At 63.8% G+C, this 21353-nt stretch carries 20 protein-coding genes; 11 read left to right on the top strand and 9 right to left on the bottom strand.

Annotated elements, in window-relative coordinates:
• The first annotated feature begins 18 nt into the window (after positions 1 to 18).
• On the top strand, positions 19 to 714 hold the full coding sequence (gene gntA, locus AX725_RS01745) for a guanitoxin biosynthesis heme-dependent pre-guanitoxin N-hydroxylase GntA (RefSeq protein WP_060978431.1): 696 nt from the start codon (positions 19 to 21) through the stop codon (positions 712 to 714).
• Positions 704 to 1288, top strand: a complete 585-nt coding sequence (locus tag AX725_RS01740; protein ID WP_060978426.1) for a DUF1989 domain-containing protein — start codon at positions 704 to 706, stop codon at positions 1286 to 1288. Before gntA ends, AX725_RS01740 begins: the two co-directional genes overlap by 11 nt.
• Before the next feature lie 3 nt (positions 1289 to 1291).
• Here AX725_RS01740 and AX725_RS01735 read toward each other — a convergent pair whose 3' ends face one another.
• The gene (locus tag AX725_RS01735; RefSeq protein ID WP_066110954.1) at positions 1292 to 2170 is read right to left on the bottom strand and encodes a class I SAM-dependent methyltransferase; all 879 of its coding nucleotides are present in this window, start codon (positions 2168 to 2170) and stop codon (positions 1292 to 1294) included.
• A 178-nt stretch (positions 2171 to 2348) separates the two neighbouring features.
• On the opposite strand from AX725_RS01735, the gene AX725_RS01730 reads away from it, so the two are divergent.
• Positions 2349 to 3263 carry a GNAT family N-acetyltransferase gene (locus AX725_RS01730; RefSeq protein WP_060978432.1) on the top strand — a complete coding sequence of 305 codons (915 nt, stop codon included), beginning with the start codon at positions 2349 to 2351 and terminating at the stop codon, positions 3261 to 3263.
• 4 nt (positions 3264 to 3267) lie between these two features.
• Here AX725_RS01730 and AX725_RS01725 read toward each other — a convergent pair whose 3' ends face one another.
• Complete coding sequence (locus tag AX725_RS01725; RefSeq protein WP_066113771.1) at positions 3268 to 4284, bottom strand: polysaccharide deacetylase family protein; 1017 nt, start codon at positions 4282 to 4284, stop codon at positions 3268 to 3270.
• 467 nt (positions 4285 to 4751) lie between these two features.
• Here AX725_RS01725 and mdh point away from each other — a divergent pair, with 467 nt between their 5' ends.
• From mdh to AX725_RS01685, 8 genes are all read left to right on the top strand, one after another.
• Entirely contained in the window at positions 4752 to 5714 is a 963-nt protein-coding gene (mdh, locus tag AX725_RS01720; RefSeq protein ID WP_060978609.1) for a malate dehydrogenase, read from the top strand.
• Positions 5714 to 6325, top strand: coding sequence for a hypothetical protein (locus AX725_RS01715; RefSeq protein ID WP_060978610.1), 612 nt, complete (start codon positions 5714 to 5716; stop codon positions 6323 to 6325). The genes mdh and AX725_RS01715 overlap by 1 nt, the downstream gene beginning before the upstream one ends.
• A complete protein-coding gene (gene sucD, locus AX725_RS01710) occupies positions 6322 to 7209 on the top strand; it encodes a succinate--CoA ligase subunit alpha (RefSeq protein ID WP_023839527.1) in 888 nt (295 codons plus the stop codon). The genes AX725_RS01715 and sucD overlap by 4 nt, the downstream gene beginning before the upstream one ends.
• A 180-nt stretch (positions 7210 to 7389) precedes the next feature.
• Positions 7390 to 10215 carry a 2-oxoglutarate dehydrogenase E1 component gene (locus tag AX725_RS01705; RefSeq protein WP_060978611.1) on the top strand — a complete coding sequence of 942 codons (2826 nt, stop codon included), beginning with the start codon at positions 7390 to 7392 and terminating at the stop codon, positions 10213 to 10215.
• 61 nt (positions 10216 to 10276) lie between these two features.
• Positions 10277 to 11524: a 2-oxoglutarate dehydrogenase complex dihydrolipoyllysine-residue succinyltransferase gene (odhB, locus tag AX725_RS01700; protein ID WP_060978612.1), complete on the top strand. Its 1248-nt coding sequence runs from the start codon at positions 10277 to 10279 to the stop codon at positions 11522 to 11524.
• Positions 11525 to 11701: 177 nt separating this feature from the next.
• Complete coding sequence (lpdA, locus tag AX725_RS01695) at positions 11702 to 13099, top strand: dihydrolipoyl dehydrogenase (protein WP_060978613.1); 1398 nt, start codon at positions 11702 to 11704, stop codon at positions 13097 to 13099.
• A 248-nt stretch (positions 13100 to 13347) separates the two neighbouring features.
• A complete protein-coding gene (locus AX725_RS01690) occupies positions 13348 to 14013 on the top strand; it encodes a trimeric intracellular cation channel family protein (protein WP_066044424.1) in 666 nt (221 codons plus the stop codon).
• Positions 14014 to 14015: 2 nt separating this feature from the next.
• Positions 14016 to 14738, top strand: coding sequence for a PepSY domain-containing protein (locus AX725_RS01685; protein WP_208598128.1), 723 nt, complete (start codon positions 14016 to 14018; stop codon positions 14736 to 14738).
• Positions 14739 to 14764: 26 nt separating this feature from the next.
• On the opposite strand, the gene AX725_RS01680 is transcribed toward AX725_RS01685, so the two are convergent.
• The 7 genes from AX725_RS01680 to sucC all read right to left on the bottom strand — a co-directional run bounded on the left by AX725_RS01680 (position 14765) and on the right by sucC (position 21310).
• Positions 14765 to 15421, bottom strand: a complete 657-nt coding sequence (locus AX725_RS01680) for a hypothetical protein (protein ID WP_060980247.1) — start codon at positions 15419 to 15421, stop codon at positions 14765 to 14767.
• A gap of 120 nt (positions 15422 to 15541) precedes the next feature.
• Positions 15542 to 15919 carry a hypothetical protein gene (locus AX725_RS01675; protein WP_060980248.1) on the bottom strand — a complete coding sequence of 126 codons (378 nt, stop codon included), beginning with the start codon at positions 15917 to 15919 and terminating at the stop codon, positions 15542 to 15544.
• Between the two features lie 117 nt (positions 15920 to 16036).
• Complete coding sequence (chrA, locus tag AX725_RS01670; protein ID WP_060980249.1) at positions 16037 to 17347, bottom strand: chromate efflux transporter; 1311 nt, start codon at positions 17345 to 17347, stop codon at positions 16037 to 16039.
• Positions 17348 to 17681: 334 nt separating this feature from the next.
• Positions 17682 to 18131 (bottom strand): hypothetical protein, encoded by a 450-nt coding sequence (locus AX725_RS01665; protein WP_060980250.1) that lies wholly within the window; start codon positions 18129 to 18131, stop codon positions 17682 to 17684.
• A gap of 110 nt (positions 18132 to 18241) precedes the next feature.
• Positions 18242 to 19171: an electron transfer flavoprotein subunit alpha/FixB family protein gene (locus AX725_RS01660; protein ID WP_066114593.1), complete on the bottom strand. Its 930-nt coding sequence runs from the start codon at positions 19169 to 19171 to the stop codon at positions 18242 to 18244.
• Positions 19168 to 19917: an electron transfer flavoprotein subunit beta/FixA family protein gene (locus AX725_RS01655; RefSeq protein WP_060980252.1), complete on the bottom strand. Its 750-nt coding sequence runs from the start codon at positions 19915 to 19917 to the stop codon at positions 19168 to 19170. The genes AX725_RS01660 and AX725_RS01655 overlap by 4 nt, the downstream gene beginning before the upstream one ends.
• Positions 19918 to 20110: 193 nt before the next feature.
• Positions 20111 to 21310: an ADP-forming succinate--CoA ligase subunit beta gene (gene sucC, locus AX725_RS01650; protein WP_060980253.1), complete on the bottom strand. Its 1200-nt coding sequence runs from the start codon at positions 21308 to 21310 to the stop codon at positions 20111 to 20113.
• Positions 21311 to 21353: the final 43 nt, after the last annotated feature.

Genomic DNA, 21353 nt, shown 5'->3' with positions numbered 1-21353 from the left:
AAGCCGCGTATGGTCGGCATGGCTCAAACGTGTAATTCCAACGACCATCCGCTGGCGGAGCGCTTTCGCGCGTTCATCCAGGATCGCAATTTTCCCTGTGTTGGCGCCAAATCCGCGCTGGCCAAGGGCAATATGCGGATCATCATCGGACGCGACCTGCGTTCGGCCTGGGACGACCTGCGTATTCATCCCGCGCTGATGGAGATCGCGCGCGATTACGCGCTCGACCCCGCGCCGTTCCAGTCGCTCGCGGTGCTGTTCGAGGAGGATGCCGGGCTCGACGAGGCTGGGTTCGAACAGCATCTGTGGCAACGGTTGCAGTCGCTGAGCGACAAGGACGATTGGCTCGGCCAGCCGGTCGATCCGCGGGTCAGCGGCGATCCCGATGACCCGCATTTCTCGCTGAGCTTTGGCGGCGAGGCATTTTTCGTGGTCGGCCTGCATCCGGGTGCCAGTCGCCCGGCGCGGCGCTTCGATCGACCGGCCCTGGTTTTTAACCTGCACGACCAGTTCGAACAATTGCGCGCCTCGGGCGTGTACGAGAAGATGCGCGGCACGATCATCGATCGCGACGTGGCCCTGGCCGGTGCACCCAACCCCATGCTGGCGCGTCACGGCACGATTTCCGAGGCCCGGCAATATAGCGGCCGGGCGGTCGGAAGCGAGTGGCGCTGTCCGCTGCGCCCGAGAAAGGCCGCCGAACATGCCGCATGAAATTCCGCCGCGTTCGGGCACCGCATTCACGCTGAACAAGGGGCAGACGCTCACCGTCACGGATGTGCTGGGCGAACAGGTGGCCGACCTGCTGGCCTTCAACCGGCACGATATCGGCGAGGTCATCTCGTCGGGGCGCACGCTCGACTATGCCAGCAAGATCTACCTTTCGACCGGGGACCTGCTCTATTCGAACCGCAGTCAGGTGATGCTCGAGATCATCGCCGATGATGTCGGTCGCCACGACTTTTTGCTTACGCCGTGTTCAAAGGACACATTCCGCATCATCTATGGCGATACCGATCCGCATCGCGGCTGTTTCGGCAATCTCGCCGCCGCGCTGGCGCCTTATGGCGTGACAGAGGACATGATTCCGGTCGCATTCAACTGCTTCATGAACGTGCCGATCGACGGCACCACGGGCGAACTGCGGGTCGATCCGCCGCTCAGCAAGGCTGGGGAATCGATCACCTTCCGCGCGCATATGGACCTGATCATCGGGCTCACCGCCTGTTCGGCGCTGCAATCGAACAATGGTTCGTTCAAGCCCATCCAATACGCCGTGACCGATTAGGCATCAGCGCTTGCGCGCGGCAAGATAGAACCAGTCCCCCATTCCGATCTTCGGCCCGGCCCAGGCGAGCGGGGCAAAGGCCAGGGCATACGCCAGGCGCTTCGGGCTGCGCATCAAAGTCTGCGCCGTGCCGAACGTATAGGCAAGGTCGATGGCCGTGTGGCGGGTACCCAGGCATTCGAACCCGCGCGCCTCGAGCATCGCAGACAGGGTGCGAACCGAAAACTGATAGAGATGCCAGGGTGGCTCGATATGCGGCCAATAGCCAAGCGGCCCCGCCAATGGCTCGGACGCACGTGGAAACAGTCCGTCGATATTCGGCGTCGACAGGATGAACAGCCCGCCGGGCTTCAGCAGCCGATGGGCGGCCACGATGTCGCGTGCGGGATCGCGGACATGCTCGATCACGTCGAACATGGTGACAATATCGAGCATGCCCTCGGCATCGTCGACGGCGTGGATATCGCCATCGGTGATCGAGAGGTGAAAATGATCGCGTGCAAACTGCGCCGATGCAGCCGAAAACTCGACGCCAGCGACGTCGAACCCGACCCGCCGTGCCTCGTTCAAAAACAATCCGGTCGAACAGCCGATATCGAGCAGCTGACCGCCAGAGGCGAAACGCTCGACAAAATGCAGATGCTCGCGGGCGATCGCTGCCATCCGCACGAAGGCCTCGTTTTCCGGATCGTGCAGCTGAGTGTGATAGTCGTTGCCCGCCTGGTACATGGCTGCAAGCGCCGCGTCCGATGGCGGATTGGTGATGAAGGCGAGGCCGCATTGCCCGCACCGCTCAAGCATGTAGCCCGAGACACGCGCGACGGGGCGTGTCTCGGTCGATCCACAATGATTGCAGGCGGCACTGGGCCTGGGCTGCGCCATGTCGGTATCCCATCGCAGGAGGCAGGTCTGTACGAGGCCGCAGCTCGTTTCATGCGCTTGTATAAAGCGCGCGTGAACATAGGGTAAAGCCTTGGCTGCAAAGCCGGGTTCAAGCGATCTTAACCCTGTGGCATTAGCAGGTCGGTCACCCCTGCCCCCCTTGACGGACAGCCGCCGCATGACGCCCGTTGCCACCGATATCCGCTTTTTGCTGGGCGATCGCTGCATCCTGCGCGCGCGGCGGATGCTGGTGCCGCTGGCATACGGGCTCGACGCAATCCTGGCCGAGCGCCCCCTTGTCCCTGTCCCGCTGCCGCCCGATGCGGACGGATATCGCGTGCAGTCCGTTCCTGCAGCCCAGCTCTCCCGGCTCGACCAGCAATTCACAGGCTTTCTCAAGTCCCCGCCGCAACTCTTTGCACGCCATTATATCGACATGGCGCTGGGTCATGACGGCTATATGGCGCAATTCTCATCGAAGACGCGCGCGACGCTCAAGCGCAAGATGCGCAAGCTCGCCGATGCAAACGGCGGCACGCTCGACATTCGCAGCTATCACGCCCCCGATCAGCTCGACGCCTTTTTCGCCGCCGCCCTGCCGCTATCGAACCAGACCTATCAGGCACGGCTGCTCGATGCCGGGCTCCCCGGCCACGCGGCTTTCCGCGCCGAGGCTGAAGCCCTCGCCCGGACCGACAGTCTGCGTGCCTGGATCCTGTTCCTGCACGGCAAGCCAATCGCCTATCTCTACCTGCCCGTGGTCGAGGACGTGCTCATCTACGCCTATCTCGGTTATGATCAGGGCCAGGCGCAGCTCTCGCCCGGAACCGTGCTGCAGATGCATGCGCTCGAGCAGCTCTTTGCCGAACAGCGCTTCCGCTATTTCGACTTTACCGAAGGCGATGGCGCGCACAAGGCGCTTTTCGGCACGCATCAGGTGCAGTGCGCCACCCTGTTCCTGCTCGCGCCGAGCATCGCCAACCGCGCTGTGCTCACGAGCCACCGGGCGTTCAACGCAGGCGTGGAAGCGACCGGGGCCTGGCTCGAACGCATCGGGGCCAAGGCGAAAATCCGCAAGCTGTTGCGCGGTTGAGGCCTCAGATCGCCACGACGCTCTCGAAGGCGGCGAATTCGTTGAGGAACAGCGTCGAGAGGATTCCGACCTCGTAACGGATGCGGCTCACCGCCTGCTCGCCATAGCGCAGCGCGGTGCGCACCAGATTGGCGGGAAGCTTGGCCAGCGATGCCCTGCGCTGCGGCTGCAAAGCTTCGAAACCCGCGCCTTCCAGCCGTGTCTGTTCGGCAATGTTGAGGCACATGGATTCAAACCGGCGCTGCACGATTGGATTGACACGGGTGCGATCCCGGCTGAGCAATTCGAAACTGTGGCTGACAATGGTGAAGCACGGCCAATCGTGCTCTGCAGCATGACGCAGGCCATCCCGCATCTCCCAGGCAGAAAGCGCACACAGTTGCGCGGCGCGGATGCTGCCGGGCCGATCCTCGATCACGCTCACTGGAATGATGCCGACGCCCATATGCTCGGAAAAGGGCGGGGTTTCCGGCGGAAGATCGATATCGCACTCGCCTGCCAAGAAGGCCGGATTGAAACTGCTGTCATACGGAACGCTCAGGGCACTCAGCGCGCGCAGCGTATCGTCGTTCGCCCCGAAATTGCCCGCACGGAAGGCGGTCGGCTTGGGCGCGCCGGCGATCATCAGCAGCGCCCGCGCCTGATCGAGCAGCCGGACCTGATCGTCGAGCGGGAAATCCGCGATATTGCGGTCGCGCAGATGTGCAAGCTCATGATCGCGCGCAAATTCCAGCCATTCGGTATGGATGTGAAGCTGCACCTCATGACCGCGTTTCAGGATCGGCTCGACGATCCTTGCGACGACGCCGGGGCCGTAGACCAGAGCCGGAAACGGATCGACGAAGAAGACGCCCTTCAGACCATAGGCCTCGAGGCGGTCCATCTGGTAGAAGATGCCAAATTCGCCGTCACGGCACTTGCCAGCGATCGAACTGTCGAAATTCTCCTGCGCACTCGCGCCTTCCTGGAAGAGCTTGAGCGACAATTCGGTATCGACGGTGTACTGAACCTTGGTGACCATCGTTGGACCCTTATGCCGGGCGGGTTAAGACCCGCTTACCCTCGTCGCAGCCCATGCGCGGCTAAAGGAAATATTATATCACGTCCATCCCATGTTAATAGGGGAGTGTGCCGCTATGGAGCATTCTGCGGCAAGATCGCGGGTTTGCACTGAACAAGACGGGCCCGACCACAGTCCCGGCAACCCTTATTGCTAACAGTTTTCAATTGCACAAATAATTGGAGTCTGGTGGCTTTTGATGGTTGAAAACCCCGTCCAAGCGGCCTAGGCAGGCCGGCGAGCGCGATGACTCAGGCTGTGCAAGCCCGGTGCGCGCCCATCTGAGGTCGTGAAACGGACAAGCACATCACAAGGTTTTTGCTGAGGGCCGGATATCTGTTCAGGGAACGCACACGCACCACATAGCATCCCCGCATTCCTGACAGGCAGTTTCGGCCGGAACACCCAATTTTCGGAAAGGATTGACCATGGCACGCAACAAGATCGCGCTGATCGGCGCAGGCAATATCGGCGGTACGTTGGCGCATCTCGCAGCCACCAAGGGACTGGGCGATATCGTGCTGTTCGACGTCGTCGAAGGCGTGCCGCAGGGTAAGGCGCTCGATCTGTCGCAGTGCGGCCCGGTCGAAGGTTTTGACGCAAAGATCACCGGCACCAACAACTATGCCGACATCGCAGGCGCGGACGTCATCATCGTCACCGCCGGCGTCGCACGCAAGCCGGGGATGAGCCGCGACGATCTGCTCGGCATCAACCTCAAGGTCATGAAGGCCGTGGGCGAAGGCATCCGCGACAATGCGCCCGACGCGTTCGTCATCTGCATCACCAACCCGCTCGACGCCATGGTCTGGGCGCTGCGCGAATTCTCGGGGCTCCCGGCCAACAAGGTCGTCGGCATGGCCGGCGTGCTCGACAGCGCGCGCTTTGCCACCTTCCTCGCCTGGGAATTCGGCGTCAGCGTCAAGGACGTGAACGCGTTCGTGCTCGGCGGCCATGGCGACACCATGGTGCCCGTGCTCAGCTATTCCACGATCAACGGCATTCCGGTGAAGGACATGGCCAAGATCAAGGGCGTGTCCGAAGCGCGGCTCGACGAGATCGTCAAGCGCACCCGCTCGGGCGGCGGCGAGATCGTCGCGCTGCTCGGCACCGGTTCGGCCTATTACGCCCCCGCCACCAGCGCGATCGCGATGGCCGAAGCCTATCTTGGCGACACCAAGCGCATCCTGCCCTGCGCGGTGAACGTCGAAGGCAAATATGGTCTTGATGGCCTGTATGTCGGCGTCCCCGTCGTCATCGGCGCCGATGGTGCCGAAGAGGTCATCGAAATCGCGCTGAGCGACGAGGAAAAGAGCAATCTTCAGGTCTCGGTCGATGCGGTCAAGGAACTGCTCGGCGTCTGCAAGACCCTGGACCCGAGCCTCGCCTGATGCTCGCGTCCGGTCTCCTGATCGGACTTTTCGCGCTGGCGGCGGCTGAGGAAAAGGCCCCGCCAGCCGAAAACCCCTATCCCGCAGGCGAGGTCCTCGCCGCGTTCGCGACTGCCTGTTCGGGTGTCGAGAATCTCGCCGTCGCCAAAGCCTCGGTCATCGCCGCCGGATGGCAGGCCATCCCCGCCGATGACAAGGGTGCGCTGCGCCAGCTGGTCGATTACGGCAAGGCCAAGCTTGCCGAGAGCGGTGGCGAGGCCAAGCTGCTCGACGGCGGCGAATATCGCATGACCGTGGCAGGCCGTGAGCTCAGCCTGGCGCTGTCGGGCGTCGATCTGGGCGACATGCAGAGCCATGGCTGCCGCGTCTATGATTTCACCGCCCCTGCCCCCATATCCGCAGACGTTCTGGAAAACTGGGCGGTGCGCAAGCCCGGCAGTTCGACTGATCCCTTGCCCGGCTTCACGAAGAGCGTCTGGAACCCAGGCCTGAAGCCCGGCCATATGGAAATGGAAGTTTCGTACGCCGCACCCGGCGCGCTCGCCGCCACCGGCATCCCCCTTACCGGCCTTGTTCTCACGGCCACAGCAGTGGAGTTTCGCAAGAAATGAGCATTCTCGTCAACAAGCACACCAAGGTCATCACGCAGGGGATGACCGGTGCGACCGGCACCTTCCATACCGAACAGGCGCTGGCCTATGGCACGCAGATGGTCGGCGGCGTGACCCCCGGCAAGGGCGGCACCACGCATATCGGCCTGCCCAATTACAACACCGTCGCCGAAGCCAAGGCCGCGACCGGTGCGACCGCGACCTGCATCTACGTTCCGCCGCCATTCGCTGCGGACTCGATCCTCGAGGCAATCGATGCCGAGATGGAACTGATCGTCGCGATCACCGAAGGCATTCCGGTGCTCGATATGGTCCGCGTCAAGCGCGCGCTGCAGGGCAGCAAGTCGCGCCTGATAGGCCCCAACTGCCCCGGCGTGCTGACCCCCGACGAATGCAAGATCGGCATCATGCCCGGCAGCATCTTCAAGAAGGGCTCGGTCGGCGTCGTGTCGCGCTCGGGCACGCTCACCTATGAAGCCGTGCACCAGACCACGGCGGTCGGCCTGGGCCAGACCACGGCGGTCGGCATCGGCGGCGACCCGGTCAACGGCACCAACTTCATCGACGTGCTCGAGCTGTTCCTGGCGGACGACGAAACCAAGTCGATCATCATGATCGGCGAAATCGGCGGCAGTGCGGAAGAAGAAGCCGCGCAGTTCCTGAAGGACGAAGCCAAGCGCGGTCGCAAGAAGCCGATGGTCGGCTTTATCGCAGGCCGTACGGCGCCTCCGGGACGCCGCATGGGCCATGCCGGCGCCATCGTCTCGGGCGGCCAGGGCGGCGCCGAAGACAAGATCGCGGCGATGGAAGAAGCGGGTATCCGCGTCTCGCCCTCGCCTTCGCTGCTCGGACAGACCCTCGCCGAGCTGCTGGAAACGGTGTGATTTGAACCATCCCTCTCCCCCAGCGGGAGAGGGGAAGCATCGCGAAGCGGTGCGAGGGAGAGGGCCGGGAGCGCGCCGGTAGCGCGCTGCCCCCTCACCCAGCTTCGACTGGGGCACATGCGTGCCCAAGTCTGCGCAACCCTCTCCCACGGTGGGGAGAGGGAAAAGGGACGCCAGGATATGACCTACGACGGATTTGATTTCGACCCCGCAGAAGGCCCGCAGCAGGGCCCGAGCTGGCAGCGCGGCAACTGGCCGCTGGCCGATAGCGACGACCTGACGGCGGCGCTCGACCCGATGCAGATGCAGGCAGCGGTCAAGGCCGCGGTGCGCGATGCATCGGCAAAGGCGGGCAAACCGGTGGACGAAGCGGCGATCGCGCGTGCGGCGGATCGCTCGATCCGGGCGATGATGCTGATCCGCACCTACCGGGTGCGCGGCCACCTGGCGGCCGATCTCGACCCGCTCGGCCTGTCGCAGCAGGAACTGCCCGCTGACCTCACGCCGGAATATCACGGCTTTACAGGCAGCGAGCTCGACGAGCCCGTGTTCCTGGGTGGCACGATGGGCTTCGAAAGCGCGACCGTGCGTCAGCTCATCGATACGCTGCGCGCGAACTATTGCGGCAAGGTCGGCCTCGAATACATGCACATCTCGGACGTGGAGGAGCGCCGCTTCTTCCAGGACCGGATGGAAGGCGTCGACAAGGTCATCGAGTTCTCCGAAAACGGCAAGAAGGCGATCCTTTCCAAGGTGATCGAGGCCGAGACCTTCGAGAATTTCCTCGCGAAGAAATATGTCGGCACCAAGCGCTTCGGCCTGGATGGCGGCGAGTCGATGATCCCCGCGCTCGAAGCCGTCATCAAGTACGGCGGCCAGCTCGGCCTCAAGGAAATCGTCTATGGCATGCCGCATCGCGGCCGCCTGAACGTGCTCGCCAATGTGATGGCCAAGCCCTATCGCGTGATCTTCCACGAATTCTCGGGCGGCTCGGCCAACCCGGATGATGTCGGCGGTTCGGGCGACGTGAAATATCACCTCGGCACCAGCACCGACCGCGAGTTCGACGGCATCAGCGTGCATATGTCGCTGGTCCCCAACCCCTCGCACCTCGAAGCGGTCGATCCGGTCGTGCTCGGCAAGGTCCGCGCGCAGCAGGTGATCCGCGACGATCTCGCCGATCACAACCAGGTGCTGCCCGTGCTGCTGCACGGCGACGCGGCGTTCGCGGGTCAGGGTATCGTGTGGGAGTGCCTCGGCTTTTCGGGCATTCGCGGCTATAATACCGGCGGCTGCATTCACTTCATCGTCAACAACCAGATCGGCTTCACCACCAGCCCGCAATTCGCGCGCTCGTCGCCCTATCCCTCGGACGTTGCCAAGGGCGTCCAGGCGCCGATCCTGCACGTCAATGGCGACGATCCGGAAGCGGTGACCTTTGCCTGCAAGATGGCGATCGACTTCCGCCAGCGCTTCCACCGCGATGTCGTGATCGACATGTGGTGCTATCGCCGCTTCGGCCATAACGAAGGCGACGAGCCCAGTTTCACCCAGCCGCAGATGTATGCGCAGATCCGCAAGCATCCCAAGGTCAGCAAGATCTACGGCGATCGCCTGATCGCCGAAGGCGTGGTGACGCAGGACTGGATCGACGGCACCGCCAAGACCTTTTCCGACAATCTCGAGATCGAGTTCGAGGCGGGCAAGACCTACAAGGCCAACAAGGCGGACTGGTTCGCCGGTCGCTGGTCGGGCCTGCACATGCCTGCCGATGACGAAACCGCGCGGCGCAACGTCGAAACCGGTATCGACAAGAAGCTGATGGACAGCCTGGGCCGTACGCTCACCACCATCCCCGAAGGCCATGAGGTGCACAAGACGCTGCGCCGCGTGATCGAAGCCAAGCGCGAGATGTTCGACAAGGGCGAAGGCTTCGACTGGGCGACCGGCGAGGCGCTGGCCTTCGGCTCGCTCGTGTCGGAAGGCTATGCCGTCCGCCTCTCGGGTCAGGACTCGGGTCGTGGCACGTTCAGCCAGCGGCACGCAGTCTGGATCGACCAGAATAACGGCAGCCGCTATCTGCCGCTCGAACAGGTGCCGCATGGCCGGTTCGAGGTACTCGACAGCCCGCTGTCCGAATATGGCGTGCTCGGTTTCGAATATGGCTATGCCATGGCCGATCCGAAGACGCTGGTGCTGTGGGAAGCGCAGTTCGGCGATTTCGCCAACGGCGCGCAGATCATGATCGACCAGTTCATTGCCAGCGGTGAGGCCAAATGGCTGCGTGCCAACGGTCTGGTGATGCTGCTGCCGCACGGCATGGAAGGCCAGGGTCCGGAACACAGCTCGGCGCGACTCGAACGCTTCCTGCAGCTGTGCGCGGGCGACAACATCCAGGTGTGCAACATCACGACGCCGGCCAACTATTTCCATGTGCTGCGCCGCCAGATGCACCGGAACTTCCGCAAGCCGCTGATCATCATGACGCCCAAGTCGCTGCTGCGGCACAAGATGGCGGTGTCCAAGGCGAGCGAGTTCCAGGGCAACAGCCATTTCATGCGCATCCTTTCCGACCCCAACCAGCCGGAAGACAAGGACATCAAGCGCCTGGTGCTCTGTTCGGGCAAGGTAGCGTTCGACCTCATGGAGGCGCGCGATGCGGCCGGTGACAAGAACACCGCGATCATCCGCCTCGAGCAGCTCTACCCCTTCCCCGGCGAGCCGCTGACCATCCGCCTCAAGCGCATGGTCAATCTGGAAGAGGTCGTATGGGCGCAGGAAGAAGCGCGCAACAATGGCAGCTGGTTCTTCGTCGAACCGTTCATCGAGGAATGCCTGGCCGATGCAGGCGTCGCCCCCAAGCGCGCCCGCTATGCCGGTCGCGTTGCGGCGGCATCGCCCGCCACCGGCCTCGCCAAGCGGCACCAGGCCGAACAGGGCGCGCTGATCGCCGATGCGCTCGGCCATAATGTCCGCGAGGAAATCCGCCGCCAGCGCGGTAGCTGAGCCAGCAGAAAAACAATCAATTCCGCATGTTGGACGCGGATAGAAATAGGGTTTGAGAACCATGAGCATCGAAGTCAAAGTCCCCGTTCTGGGTGAATCGATCAGCGAAGCGACCATCGGCGAATGGCTGAAGAAGCCGGGCGACACCGTCGCCGCCGACGAGCCGATTGCCAGCCTGGAAACCGACAAGGTGGCGGTCGAAGTCCCCGCCCCTGCCGCGGGCGTGCTGGGCCAGCTGATCTTTTCCGAAGGCGATACCGTGCAGGTCGGCTCGATCCTGACCACGATCGAAAGCTCGGGCGCTGCCGTCGCCACCGCCGCTGCCGCGCCGCAACCCGCGATCGCCAAGAGCGAAGCCACCCCTGCTCCGGCAGCGGTCGCCGCGCCCGCTCCCGCCCCGACCGGCGAGCCGGTGAGCCTGTCGCCCGCCGTGCGCCGCCTGGTGCTCGAGCATGGCCTCGACCCGACCAGCATCAAGGGCACCGGCAAGGACGGCCGCCTGACCAAGGAAGATGTGCTCGCCGCTGCGGCTGAAGCTGCCAAGGCCGCGCCTGCGCCGGTCGCCGCTGCGCCCGCCGCCGCCCCGGTCGCCAGCGGTGCTGCCGGTCGCGAGACCGAGCGCGTGCGCATGACCCGCATCCGCCAGACCATCGCCAAGCGCCTCAAGAGCGCGCAGGACACGGCGGCGATGCTGACCACCTTCAACGATGTCGACATGACCGCGGTGATGGAGGCGCGCAACACGTACAAGGACCTGTTCGAGAAGAAGCACGGCGTGCGCCTCGGCTTCATGGGCTTTTTCGCCAAGGCCGCGTGTCTCGCGCTCAAGGACGTGCCGTCGGTCAACGCGCAGATCGAGGGCGACGAGATCGTCTATCACAATTATGCCGATATCTCGGTCGCAGTCAGCGCGCCCAACGGCCTGGTCGTGCCCGTCATCCGCAATGCCGAGAGCCTGAGCTTCGCAGGCATCGAGAAGACCATCGCCGATTTCGGCAAGCGCGCCAAGGACGGTACGCTGAAGATGGAAGAGATGCAGGGCGGCACCTTCACCATCTCCAACGGCGGCGTGTTCGGATCGTTGATGTCGACCCCGATCATCAACCCGCCGCAGAGCGCGGTGCTGGGCCTGCACCGCATCGACCAGCGCCCGGTCGTCATGCCCGACGGCTCGATCGCCGCGCGCCCGATGATGTATCTGGCATTGAGCTATGACCACCGCCTGATCGACGGTCGCGAGGCCGTGACCTTCCTCAAGACGATCAAGGAAGCGATCGAGGACCCGACGCGGCTGCTGATCGATCTGTAACGCAAGCGATACGGCAGGCGGAACCGACGAGACCCTGTTTCGTCACCCCCGCGCAAGCGGGGGTCCCGCTTCCGCCTCATCGTCATCAGAAAGCGGGATTCCCGCTTTCGCGGGAATGACGGGAAAGACAGTGCGAGACAGGTCTGATATGGCCCGAGCGCACGATGGAGTTTGAAAATGGCTGATTATGATTTCGACGTCCTGGTGATCGGTGCCGGCCCTGGCGGTTATGTCGCGGCGATCCGTGCAGCGCAGCTGGGCCTGAAGACCGCGTGCGTCGAAAGCCGCGCAACGCTCGGCGGCACCTGCCTCAATGTCGGCTGCATCCCCTCCAAGGCGATGCTGCACGCCTCCGAACTGTTCGAGGAAGCGGCCAGCGGCAAGCTCGCCAAGCTGGGCATCAAGGGCACGGTCGAGCTGGACCTCGAGACCATGCACGCGCAGCGCCGCGATGCCGTGAAGGGCCTGACCGGCGGGATCGAATATCTGTTCAAGAAGAACAAGGTGGAATGGCTCAAGGGCCATGCCGCATTCACCAGCGCCGGCACCGTCGAGGTCGCAGGCAAGAGCTATCGCGCGAAGAACATCGTCATCGCGACCGGATCGTCGGTCACCCCGCTGCCGGGCATTACCGTGGACAATGAGGCGCAGGTCATCGTCGATTCCACCGGCGCGCTCGAACTCGCCAAGGTGCCCGATCACATGGTCGTGATCGGCGGCGGCGTGATCGGCCTCGAGCTCGGCAGCGTGTGGAAGCGCTTGGGCGCCAAGGTCACCGTGGTCGAATATCTCGACCAGATCCTGCCCGGCATGGACGGCGAAATCCGCAAGGAAGCCAACAAGGTCTTCAAGAAGCAGGGCATCCAGTTCAAGCTTTCGACCAAGGTCACCGGCGCGGAAGTCAAGGACGGCAAGGCCGTGCTGACCGTCGAGCCTTCCGCTGGCGGTGCCGCCGAAACCATAGACGCCGATGTCGTGCTGGTCTCGATCGGTCGCCGTCCCAACACCGATGGCCTCGCGCTCGACAAGGCGGGGCTTGCGGTCAATGGTCGCGGCCAGGTCGAGATCGACCATGATTTCCAGACCAAGGTCCCCGGCATCTGGGCGATTGGCGATTGCGTGCCCGGCCCGATGCTGGCGCACAAGGCCGAGGACGAGGGCATTGCCGTGGCAGAGAATATCGCGGGCCTGACCGGCATCGTGAACCACGACATCATTCCGTCGGTCGTCTACACCATGCCCGAAATCGCGGGCGTGGGCCTGACCGAGGAACAGGCGAAAGAACGCGGCGAAATCAAGGTCGGCAAGTTCCCGATGATGGCCAACTCGCGCGCCAAGACCAATCACGAGGGCGACGGGCTGGTCAAGGTGATCGCCGATGCCAAGACCGACCGCGTGCTCGGCGTATGGATCATCGCATCGCTCGGCGGCACGATGATCGCGCAGGCGGCGCAGACGATGGAATTCGGCGGCACCAGCGAGGACATCGCCTATACCTGCCACGCCCACCCGACGCACAGCGAAGCGCTCAAGGAAGCCGCGATGGCCGTGCAGGGCAAGCCGATCCATATCTGAGGCCAAACTCGCCCTCGCCTAAAAAGCCCTCCCCCCTTGATGGGGGAGGGTTGGGTGGGGGGAGTGATTTCTCTGTATTGCACTCAGGGTGTCGCACGACACCTGTCAATCACCTTGTCACCCTGAACTTGTTTCAGGGTCCATTTATCCTCGCGCAGTTTCGGTTGTTGGGGCACGATAGATCCTGAAACAAGTTCAGGATGACGGAAGAGCGTGTATTCAAGGCCTCACTCCCTTAGAGCTGCCGCATGACCACCCCCCTCTCCCCTGGCCCCCTGCCCGCCGCCATCGATCTCGGCACGATCCTCGGCACGCTCGACATGTTCGGCATCGCGGTGTTCGCCGCCTCTGGCGCACTCGCGGCGGCGGCGAAGCGGCAGACGTTCGTCACCTTCACCTTTTTCGCTTTGGTGACCGGGGTCGGCGGCGGGACGGTGCGCGATCTGCTGATCGGCGCGCCGGTATTCTGGATCGTCAACTCGCGCGTGCTGGTCGTCGTGCTGGCAGTCTCCGCGCTCCTCTGGGTCACGCCGCAGCGCTGGTGGGAGGGAAGGATGCTCGACTGGTTCGATGCCGTCGGTCTCGGCGCATACAGCGTGTTCGGCGCGGCCAAGGCGATGCAGTTCGGCGTCGATCCGCTGCCTGCCGTGATGATGGGTGTGATTACCGCGTGCGTCGGCGGCATCATCCGCGACGTGCTGGCGGGCGAACCGTCGATCATCCTGCGGCCCGAGCTTTACGTCACCGCCGCCGCTCTGGGCTCCGGCTCCTATGTCGCGCTGAGGCTCGCAGGGCTGGAGGTCGAGATCGCCGCGATCATCGGCGCAGTCGCGGGCTTCGTGCTGCGCGGCCTGGCCATCCGCTACAATATCGCGCTGCCCGCCTATCGCGGCGGCAGTCGCTCGGAGGATTAGTCGTGGCATTCAGGCTCAGGCGGCGGATGGTGATGCGCTGGCATGTCTGGCTGGGCTGGCTGGTCGGCGTGCCGCTGTTGCTTTGGACCGCTTCGGGCCTGTTCATGGCGAGCTTCCCGATCGACACGGTGCGCGGCGAGCATCTGAAGGCTGAAGCCCCTGCTCTGCCCGGCTTTCGCCCCGTGGTGCCGATCCTGGAGGGTCGACCGGTGCAGACACTGACGCTGAGTCAGCAAGCGGGAACGCTGGTCTGGCTGGTTGATTATGCCGATGGCGGCAAGCGCCGCGCCGATGCGCGTACTGGCGCGCTACTGCCTTCCGTAAGCGCCCGCGAGGCCGCTCTGCTCGCGCGCGCAGCCTTTGCCGGGAAGGCGGAACTTGCGGCGGTGACCCGCTTTTCTGCCGACAACGCCCCGCTCGAACTGCGCCGCCCGCGCCCGAGCTGGCAGGCGCGCTTTGCCGACGACACGCATATCTATATCGACGCGGAAACCGGCGCCGTATTGGTCACGCGCAGCGCCTTGTGGCGCGCATTCGACTTCATGTGGGGCCTGCACATCATGGATCTGCAGACGCGCGAAGACACCAATCACCCGATCCTGATCGGCTTTGCCGCTCTGGCCGTCATCTCGATCCTGATCGGGATATGTCTGTTACCCCTGCGGCGCGCGAAGGGGCGAAGCGCGCCGCAGGGGGTCAGACCGGGTGGGAACGGCCAGAAATGACCGATCCCGTCCGGTAACTCTCGCCCTTAGTCGGGCGGAAACGGTTCGCTGCCATTATTGCGCCAGGCATAGTCGTCCTCATCGGGATCGACGCTGAACGGCGGATCGGTGACCGCGACGCCATTGTCGAAGACGCCGTCATTCGCACCCCAGTTGCCGTTGGCACGGTTAAAGCGGACATAATCGATGCGGCCGAAGCTGATGCCGCAGGTGAAGCTATCGACACCATCGCGGCGCGACCCGACGAGGCCTTCGACGCGCCAGCCCTGACCGTCACGCACGACATTGTCGATCCGCTCGATCCGCGACCCAAAGCCGGACTGGGCCACCGCCGCCGCACCGCAGCGATCGCTCGCCGAGCGGACATCGTCATTGAAACTGCGGTCATCGCCATTGCGCCGCGCGCTGTTGGTCGCAGCGCTGGCTACCGCAGCAATGCCGCCGAGGATCAGGACGCCAGCGAGGATATCGCCGGCATCGACGCCGCGGTTGCGGCCACGCCAGCGCCGGTCGCGCCAGCCGCCGCGCCACTGGCTGGCGCTTTCATCCCCGGGGTTCCATCCCAGCGCGCCGACCGGAGCTGCATCGAACGTGCCGCGCGGTGCCGGCGCGGCCATCGCCGGGGTCATGCCGGTCACGAGCATCGCGCCCGCAGCGCCCAGACCTGTCAGTGCTTTCAACATTGCATGCCTTTCTGTCGGCAAGGCCCGGGCGCAATGGCGCTGTACCTTTGTGTTCAGGTTTAGGCGGTTCAGCCTGTCGCCAGGCTGAACCGCCAGGGAGCAAGGGGTCAGACCCTTGTCTTAGCGGAAATTGCCGAGCCCGCTGAGACGCACGTCATAGACCCGGCCCCGATCCACGAAACAGGTGAAGCGGCCACGATCTGTATTGCCGCGCCAGCGACCGCCATTTTCGACCACGATGCGGCCCTGCACGCGCAGCCCGAAACGGGTGCGGTCGATATCGCGAATGTCGGTGACCTGCGCGAAGCGGCCGAAGCGGCGCGCCTCGATCTCGGCGGCGCGCACACACTGGTTTACCGCGCGATCGCCGCGCCCGCCCCAGCCGCCACCCCAGCCGGGGCCACCGCCATGCCACTGGGCTGCCGCCGGGACCGCTGCCGAAACCATGGCAGCAGCGCCGAGCAGCGCTGCGCCGATAACACTCTTTGCCTTTGCCATCGTTCCATTCCTTCCGTCCTGACCCCGCCAGTCTCGACGGGTTGAACACGGTCTAGCGATTCGCCACTGTGGCGGGGCTGAATTGGGATGACAGCATTTGTTCAGGAATAAGGTTGTTTAGATGAACGGTCTGACAGCAAGCCCTAGAACCGCAGCGACGCCCAGCACCTCGACCACCGACCGCTTGAGCACGAGCAGATGCACCGCGGCCCATGCCGCCAGCGCCAGAGCCAGTCCATCGATCGATCCCGCATCTGGCCAGTCGAAGCGAAGCGGTCCCAACTCGCGCTCCTCCACGCGGGTGAAGATGACGTGCAGCGCAAACCAGAGGCTCAGATTGGCGATCACGCCGACCACCGATGCCGTAATCGTGGCCAGAGCGCCCTTCAGCCGCCGGGCATGCTGCAACCGGTCGATCCAGGGCGCGAAGGTGAATATCCATAGGAAGCACGGCGCAAATGTCACCCAGATGGTCATCAGCGCGCCGAGCCCCCCCGCGACCAGCGGCGTGAACGGCGCGGCATCGCGATAGGCCGCGAGAAAGCCGACGAACTGCGTCACCAGGATCAGCGGCCCCGGCGTCGTCTCCGCGAGGCCCAGCCCGTCGGCCATCTCGCCCGCATTCAGCCATCCGAAGCCCTGCACCGCCTGCTGCGCCATATAGGCGAGCACCGCATAGGCCCCGCCAAAGGTGACCACCGCGAGCTGTGAGAAGAACAGCCCGATCTGCATCAGCGCATGATCGTCGCCCAGCGTAACCCAGATGAGGAGTAGCGGCAGCGCCCAGATGGCGCCCCAGGCCGCGATGGTGCGCAGCGTGGCCGGGATCGACGGGCGCGGCGGCGCGTCTGCGCCCGGCCCGCCTGCTTTCAGCGCCAGCCAGCCGGGTCGCCAGGTCGCCGCCAGCCATCCCGCAAGGCCCGCGCTCAGCACCACCAGCGGAAACGGCAGATCGAACAGCGCCAGCGCGACAAACGCAATAGCCGCCAGCGCGCGCTTGAAGGCGGTATCGAGCGCGCGCCCCGCAATCCGGATCAGCGCCTGCACCACCACCGCGAGCACCGCCGCCTTGATCCCCAGAAACAAGGCCGCGAACCAGTCGAGCCCCGCCGCCGCGACATAGAGCATCGACAGCGCCATGATGATCGCGACGCCGGGCAGCAGGAACAGCGTTCCCGCCATCAGCCCACCGCGCAGCCCGTGCAGCCTCCAGCCGATATAGGTCGCCAGCTGCTGCGCCTCTGGCCCTGGAAGCAAGTGGCAGAAATTGAGCGCGTGCAGGAATTGCGGCTCCTCGATCCAGCGGTGCTTGTCCACCAGCTCGTCATGCATCAACGCGATCTGCCCTGCCGGCCCGCCAAAGCTCAGCAGCCCGATCCGCGCGAAGACGCGCACGCTTTCCCCAAATGTCGGATGTTCGCTCGTCATAAACCCCGCAACCGTTCCTCCGCACCTGCGCGCGGATCATGATGAACGGCAAAGCTTGGGAGCTGGAAGCACCTGACCGGGGGTTCGCCCTGCCCCGGTGGTTGATTGGCTAACAGGTTGGAAAGAGGGATGGAAGAGGCTGCATAGCGTTGGCCGAAATTGGCCCAAACCCATCTCCGCTCAGCCTGAGCCTGACGAAGGCCACGCGATGAATTGTCCGGCTGCACATCCGTTCTCCGGCGAAAGCCGGAGTCCAAAAAAAGGCAGAGCTACTGGCCGCTCTGGGTTCCGACTTTCACCGGATAACGGTGCAAGGAAAAACGGATAAGGCGCCCTACACCAAGCCTGCAGATTCAATCGCTGCACGGCATTTGCGGTTTTTCATGCTCGGGTATTTGCTGGCCAGGTGATCCGGATTGGCTTCCGAACATGGCAGATTTGGCAAGAAAACCGTCTGATCGCACCAGGCGCACGCTTGCCCTTCCCTCTCCGCATGAGCGAAGGGCTCCGCTTCAGGTAGTGGCTGGATGATGCCAGATTTCTCTAACCTGACGATCAGTTCGCCAATGCTGGCCAATATGACCCCTGCCAAAGCAATAAACAGACCGCTTGTGACGATAAGCTCTTGAATCTGAAGCTTGCCGATATTGATCACAGAAGAAGACGGCGTATATCCGCCAATAGCACTGTAACTGGCTTCAACCTCGATACTGGTATCGAAAGCGAAACCGAAAATGACAATCGCCAAACCAGCAATAATTGCGCCAATACCAACGGACCGCATCGATCGCCCTCCCCAGTAACAGCATGGAGCGCGGGACAAGCCTTGTGTCAAACAAAAACCCCGGCGGTCGCCCGCCGGGGTTTTCGCAATTTCCGAACCGGATCAGCCGATCACAGCTTGCCGGTCAGCTCCGGCACGGCCGTAAACAGATCCGCGACCAGGCCGATATCGGCGACCTGGAAGATCGGGGCGTCCTCGTCCTTGTTGATGGAGATGATGGTCTTGCTGTCCTTCATGCCCGCAAGGTGCTGGATCGCGCCCGAGATGCCGACGGCGACATAGACTTCCGGCGCGACGATCTTGCCGGTCTGGCCGACCTGATAATCGTTGGGGACATAGCCCGCGTCCACCGCGGCGCGCGATGCGCCGATGCCGGCACCGAGCTTGTCGGCGAGCGGGGTGATGACTTCCTCGAACTTTTCGCCCGACCCCAGCGCGCGGCCGCCCGAAACGATGATCTTGGCGCTGGTCAGCTCAGGCCGCTCGCTCTTCGCGATTTCGGCGCTGAGGAAGGTCGACAGGCCAGCGTCTGTGGCGCCGCCGACATTCTCGACCGCGGCCGAACCGCCTTCGGTCGCCGCCTTGTCGAACGCGGTACCGCGCACGGTGATGACCAGCTTGGCATCCGACGATTCGACGGTGGCGATCGCGTTGCCGGCATAGATCGGACGGGTGAAGGTCTTGGGGCCTTCGACCGAGAGAATGTCCGAAATCTGCATCACGTCGAGCAGGGCTGCGACGCGCGGCGCGATGTTCTTGCCGGTGGTGGTGGCGGGCGCGAGGAACGCGTCGTGGCTTTCCATCAGCTTGGCCACCAGCGGCGCGACGTTTTCCGCCAGGCCATGCTCGAGCGAGGCATCGTCGGCGACATGGACGGTGGCGACGCCAGCGACCTTGGCAACCTGCTCGGCCACCGCGCCGCAGCCCTTGCCCGCGACCAGCGCGTGCACTTCACCCAGCTTGCCCGCCGCCGTGACGACCGCGAGCGTTGCATCCTTCATGACAGCATTGTCATGCTCAACCCATACAAGCGTCTTCATGCACCGACTCCCATTTCCTTGAGCTTGCCGACCAGCGCGTCGACATCGGCAACCTTGATCCCGGCGCTGCGCACCGGCGGCTCGGTAACCTTGAGCGTGGTGAGGCGCGGCGCGATATCCACGCCGTAATCGCCCGGGGTCTTGGTATCGAGCGGCTTCTTCTTCGCCTTCATGATATTGGGCAGCGAGGCATAGCGCGGCTCGTTCAGGCGAAGGTCGGTGGTGACGATCGCGGGCGTGCTGAGCTTCACGGTCTGCAGGCCTCCATCGATCTCGCGCGCGACGGTGACGCTGTCACCTTCGACCGACACGGTGTTGGCGAAGGTCGCCTGGCCCCAGCCGAGCAATGCTGCCAGCATCTGGCCGGTCTGGTTGCTGTCATCGTCGATCGCCTGCTTGCCAAGCAGGATCAGGCCCGGATTTTCTTCGGCCGCGACCTTGGCGAGCAGCTTGGCGACGGCCAGCGGCTCGACGGTTTCGTCGGTTTCGATGAGGATCGCGCGATCGGCACCCATGGCGAGCGCGGTGCGCAGCGTTTCCTGCGCCTTGGCCGGGCCGACGGAGACGGCGACGACTTCTTCAGCCTTGCCCGCTTCCTTGATCCGCAGCGCTTCTTCGACGGCGATTTCGTCGAACGGGTTCATGCTCATCTTGACGTTGGCCAGGTCAACCCCGGTGCCATCCGCCTTGACGCGCGGCTTCACGTTATAGTCGATGACCCGTTTCACGGGCACAAGGATCTTCATGGCGCTTCCTTCCCTAATGATCGTGAACGCTATTTAGTTTCCGTTCACGTAAACGTCAAGTGGGTGCACAAACGCAACCACTGCCTCCAGGCCCGGTCCCCCGCGAAGGCGGGGGTCCATCTCCCGAGTTGGCAACAAGACGCAACTTACAGGAGATGGGCCCCTGCCTTCGCAGGGGACCGAGACAGCAAGATCAAGCCGCCTGCTTGACCTGCGCGACGATCTTCTCGGCGGCGTCGCCAAGATTGTCGGCGCTGACGATCGGCAGGCCGCTGTTCGCCAGGATGTCCTTGCCCTGCTGCACGTTGGTGCCTTCCAGGCGCACGACCAGCGGGACCGAAAGGTTCACTTCCTTGGCCGCCGCGACGATGCCTTCGGCAATGATGTCGCACTTCATGATGCCGCCGAAGATGTTGACCAGGATGCCCTTCACCGCCGGATCGGACAGGATGATCTTGAACGCTGCCGTCACCTTTTCCTTGCTCGCACCGCCGCCGACATCGAGGAAGTTGGCGGGGAACATGCCGTTGAGCTTGATGATGTCCATCGTCGCCATGGCCAGGCCCGCACCGTTGACCATGCAGCCGATATCGCCATCGAGCTTGATATAGGCGAGATCGTACTTGGAGGCTTCGACCTCCATCGGGTCTTCCTCGGTCTCGTCCCGCAGCGCCTCGACATCGGGGTGACGATAGAGCGCGTTCGAATCGAAGCTCATCTTGGTATCGAGGACGAGCAGCTTGCCGTCCTTGGTTTCCACCAGCGGGTTGATCTCGAGCATCGCGCAATCGAGATCCATGAACGCGGTGTAGAGCTGCTGCGCCAGCTTGGCGGCCTGCTTGTTGAGGTCGCCCGAAAGCTTCAGCGCGAACGCAACGGCGCGGCCATGGTGCGGCATGAAGCCCTGGGCCGGATCGATGGTGATGGTGGTGATGCGCTCGGGCGTGTCGTGCGCGACCTGCTCGATGTCCATGCCGCCTTCGGTCGAGACGATCATGGCGACGCGGCCGGTCTTGCGGTCGACCAGCATCGACAGATAATATTCGGCGGCAATGTCGACGCCATCGGTGATGTAGAGGCGGTTGACCTGCTTGCCCGCATCGCCGGTCTGGATGGTGACCAGCGTGTTGCCGAGCATTTCGCCCGCATCCTTGCGGACATCGTCGAGCGACTTGGCGAGGCGCACGCCGCCCTTGGCATCGGCACCCAGTTCCTTGAACTTGCCCTTGCCGCGACCGCCGGCATGAATCTGCGCCTTGACGACGTAAAGCGGCCCAGGCAGCTTTTCGGCGCCGGCAACCGCTTCTTCGACGGTCAGCGCGGCATGGCCGGCAGGGATGCCGATGCCATATTTCGCGAGCAGTTCCTTGGCCTGATATTCGTGGATGTTCATGAGGGCTCCCATGCCTTTCTGATGTGGCCGGGCGGACGACTCG

The sequence above is a fragment of the Blastomonas sp. CCH9-A1 genome (genome assembly GCF_001557175.1).
GTDB classification, from domain to species: domain Bacteria; phylum Pseudomonadota; class Alphaproteobacteria; order Sphingomonadales; family Sphingomonadaceae; genus Blastomonas; species Blastomonas delafieldii_A.
Note: the sequence above shows the minus strand (reverse complement) of the source record. Positions and strands in the feature narration are given on the sequence as shown.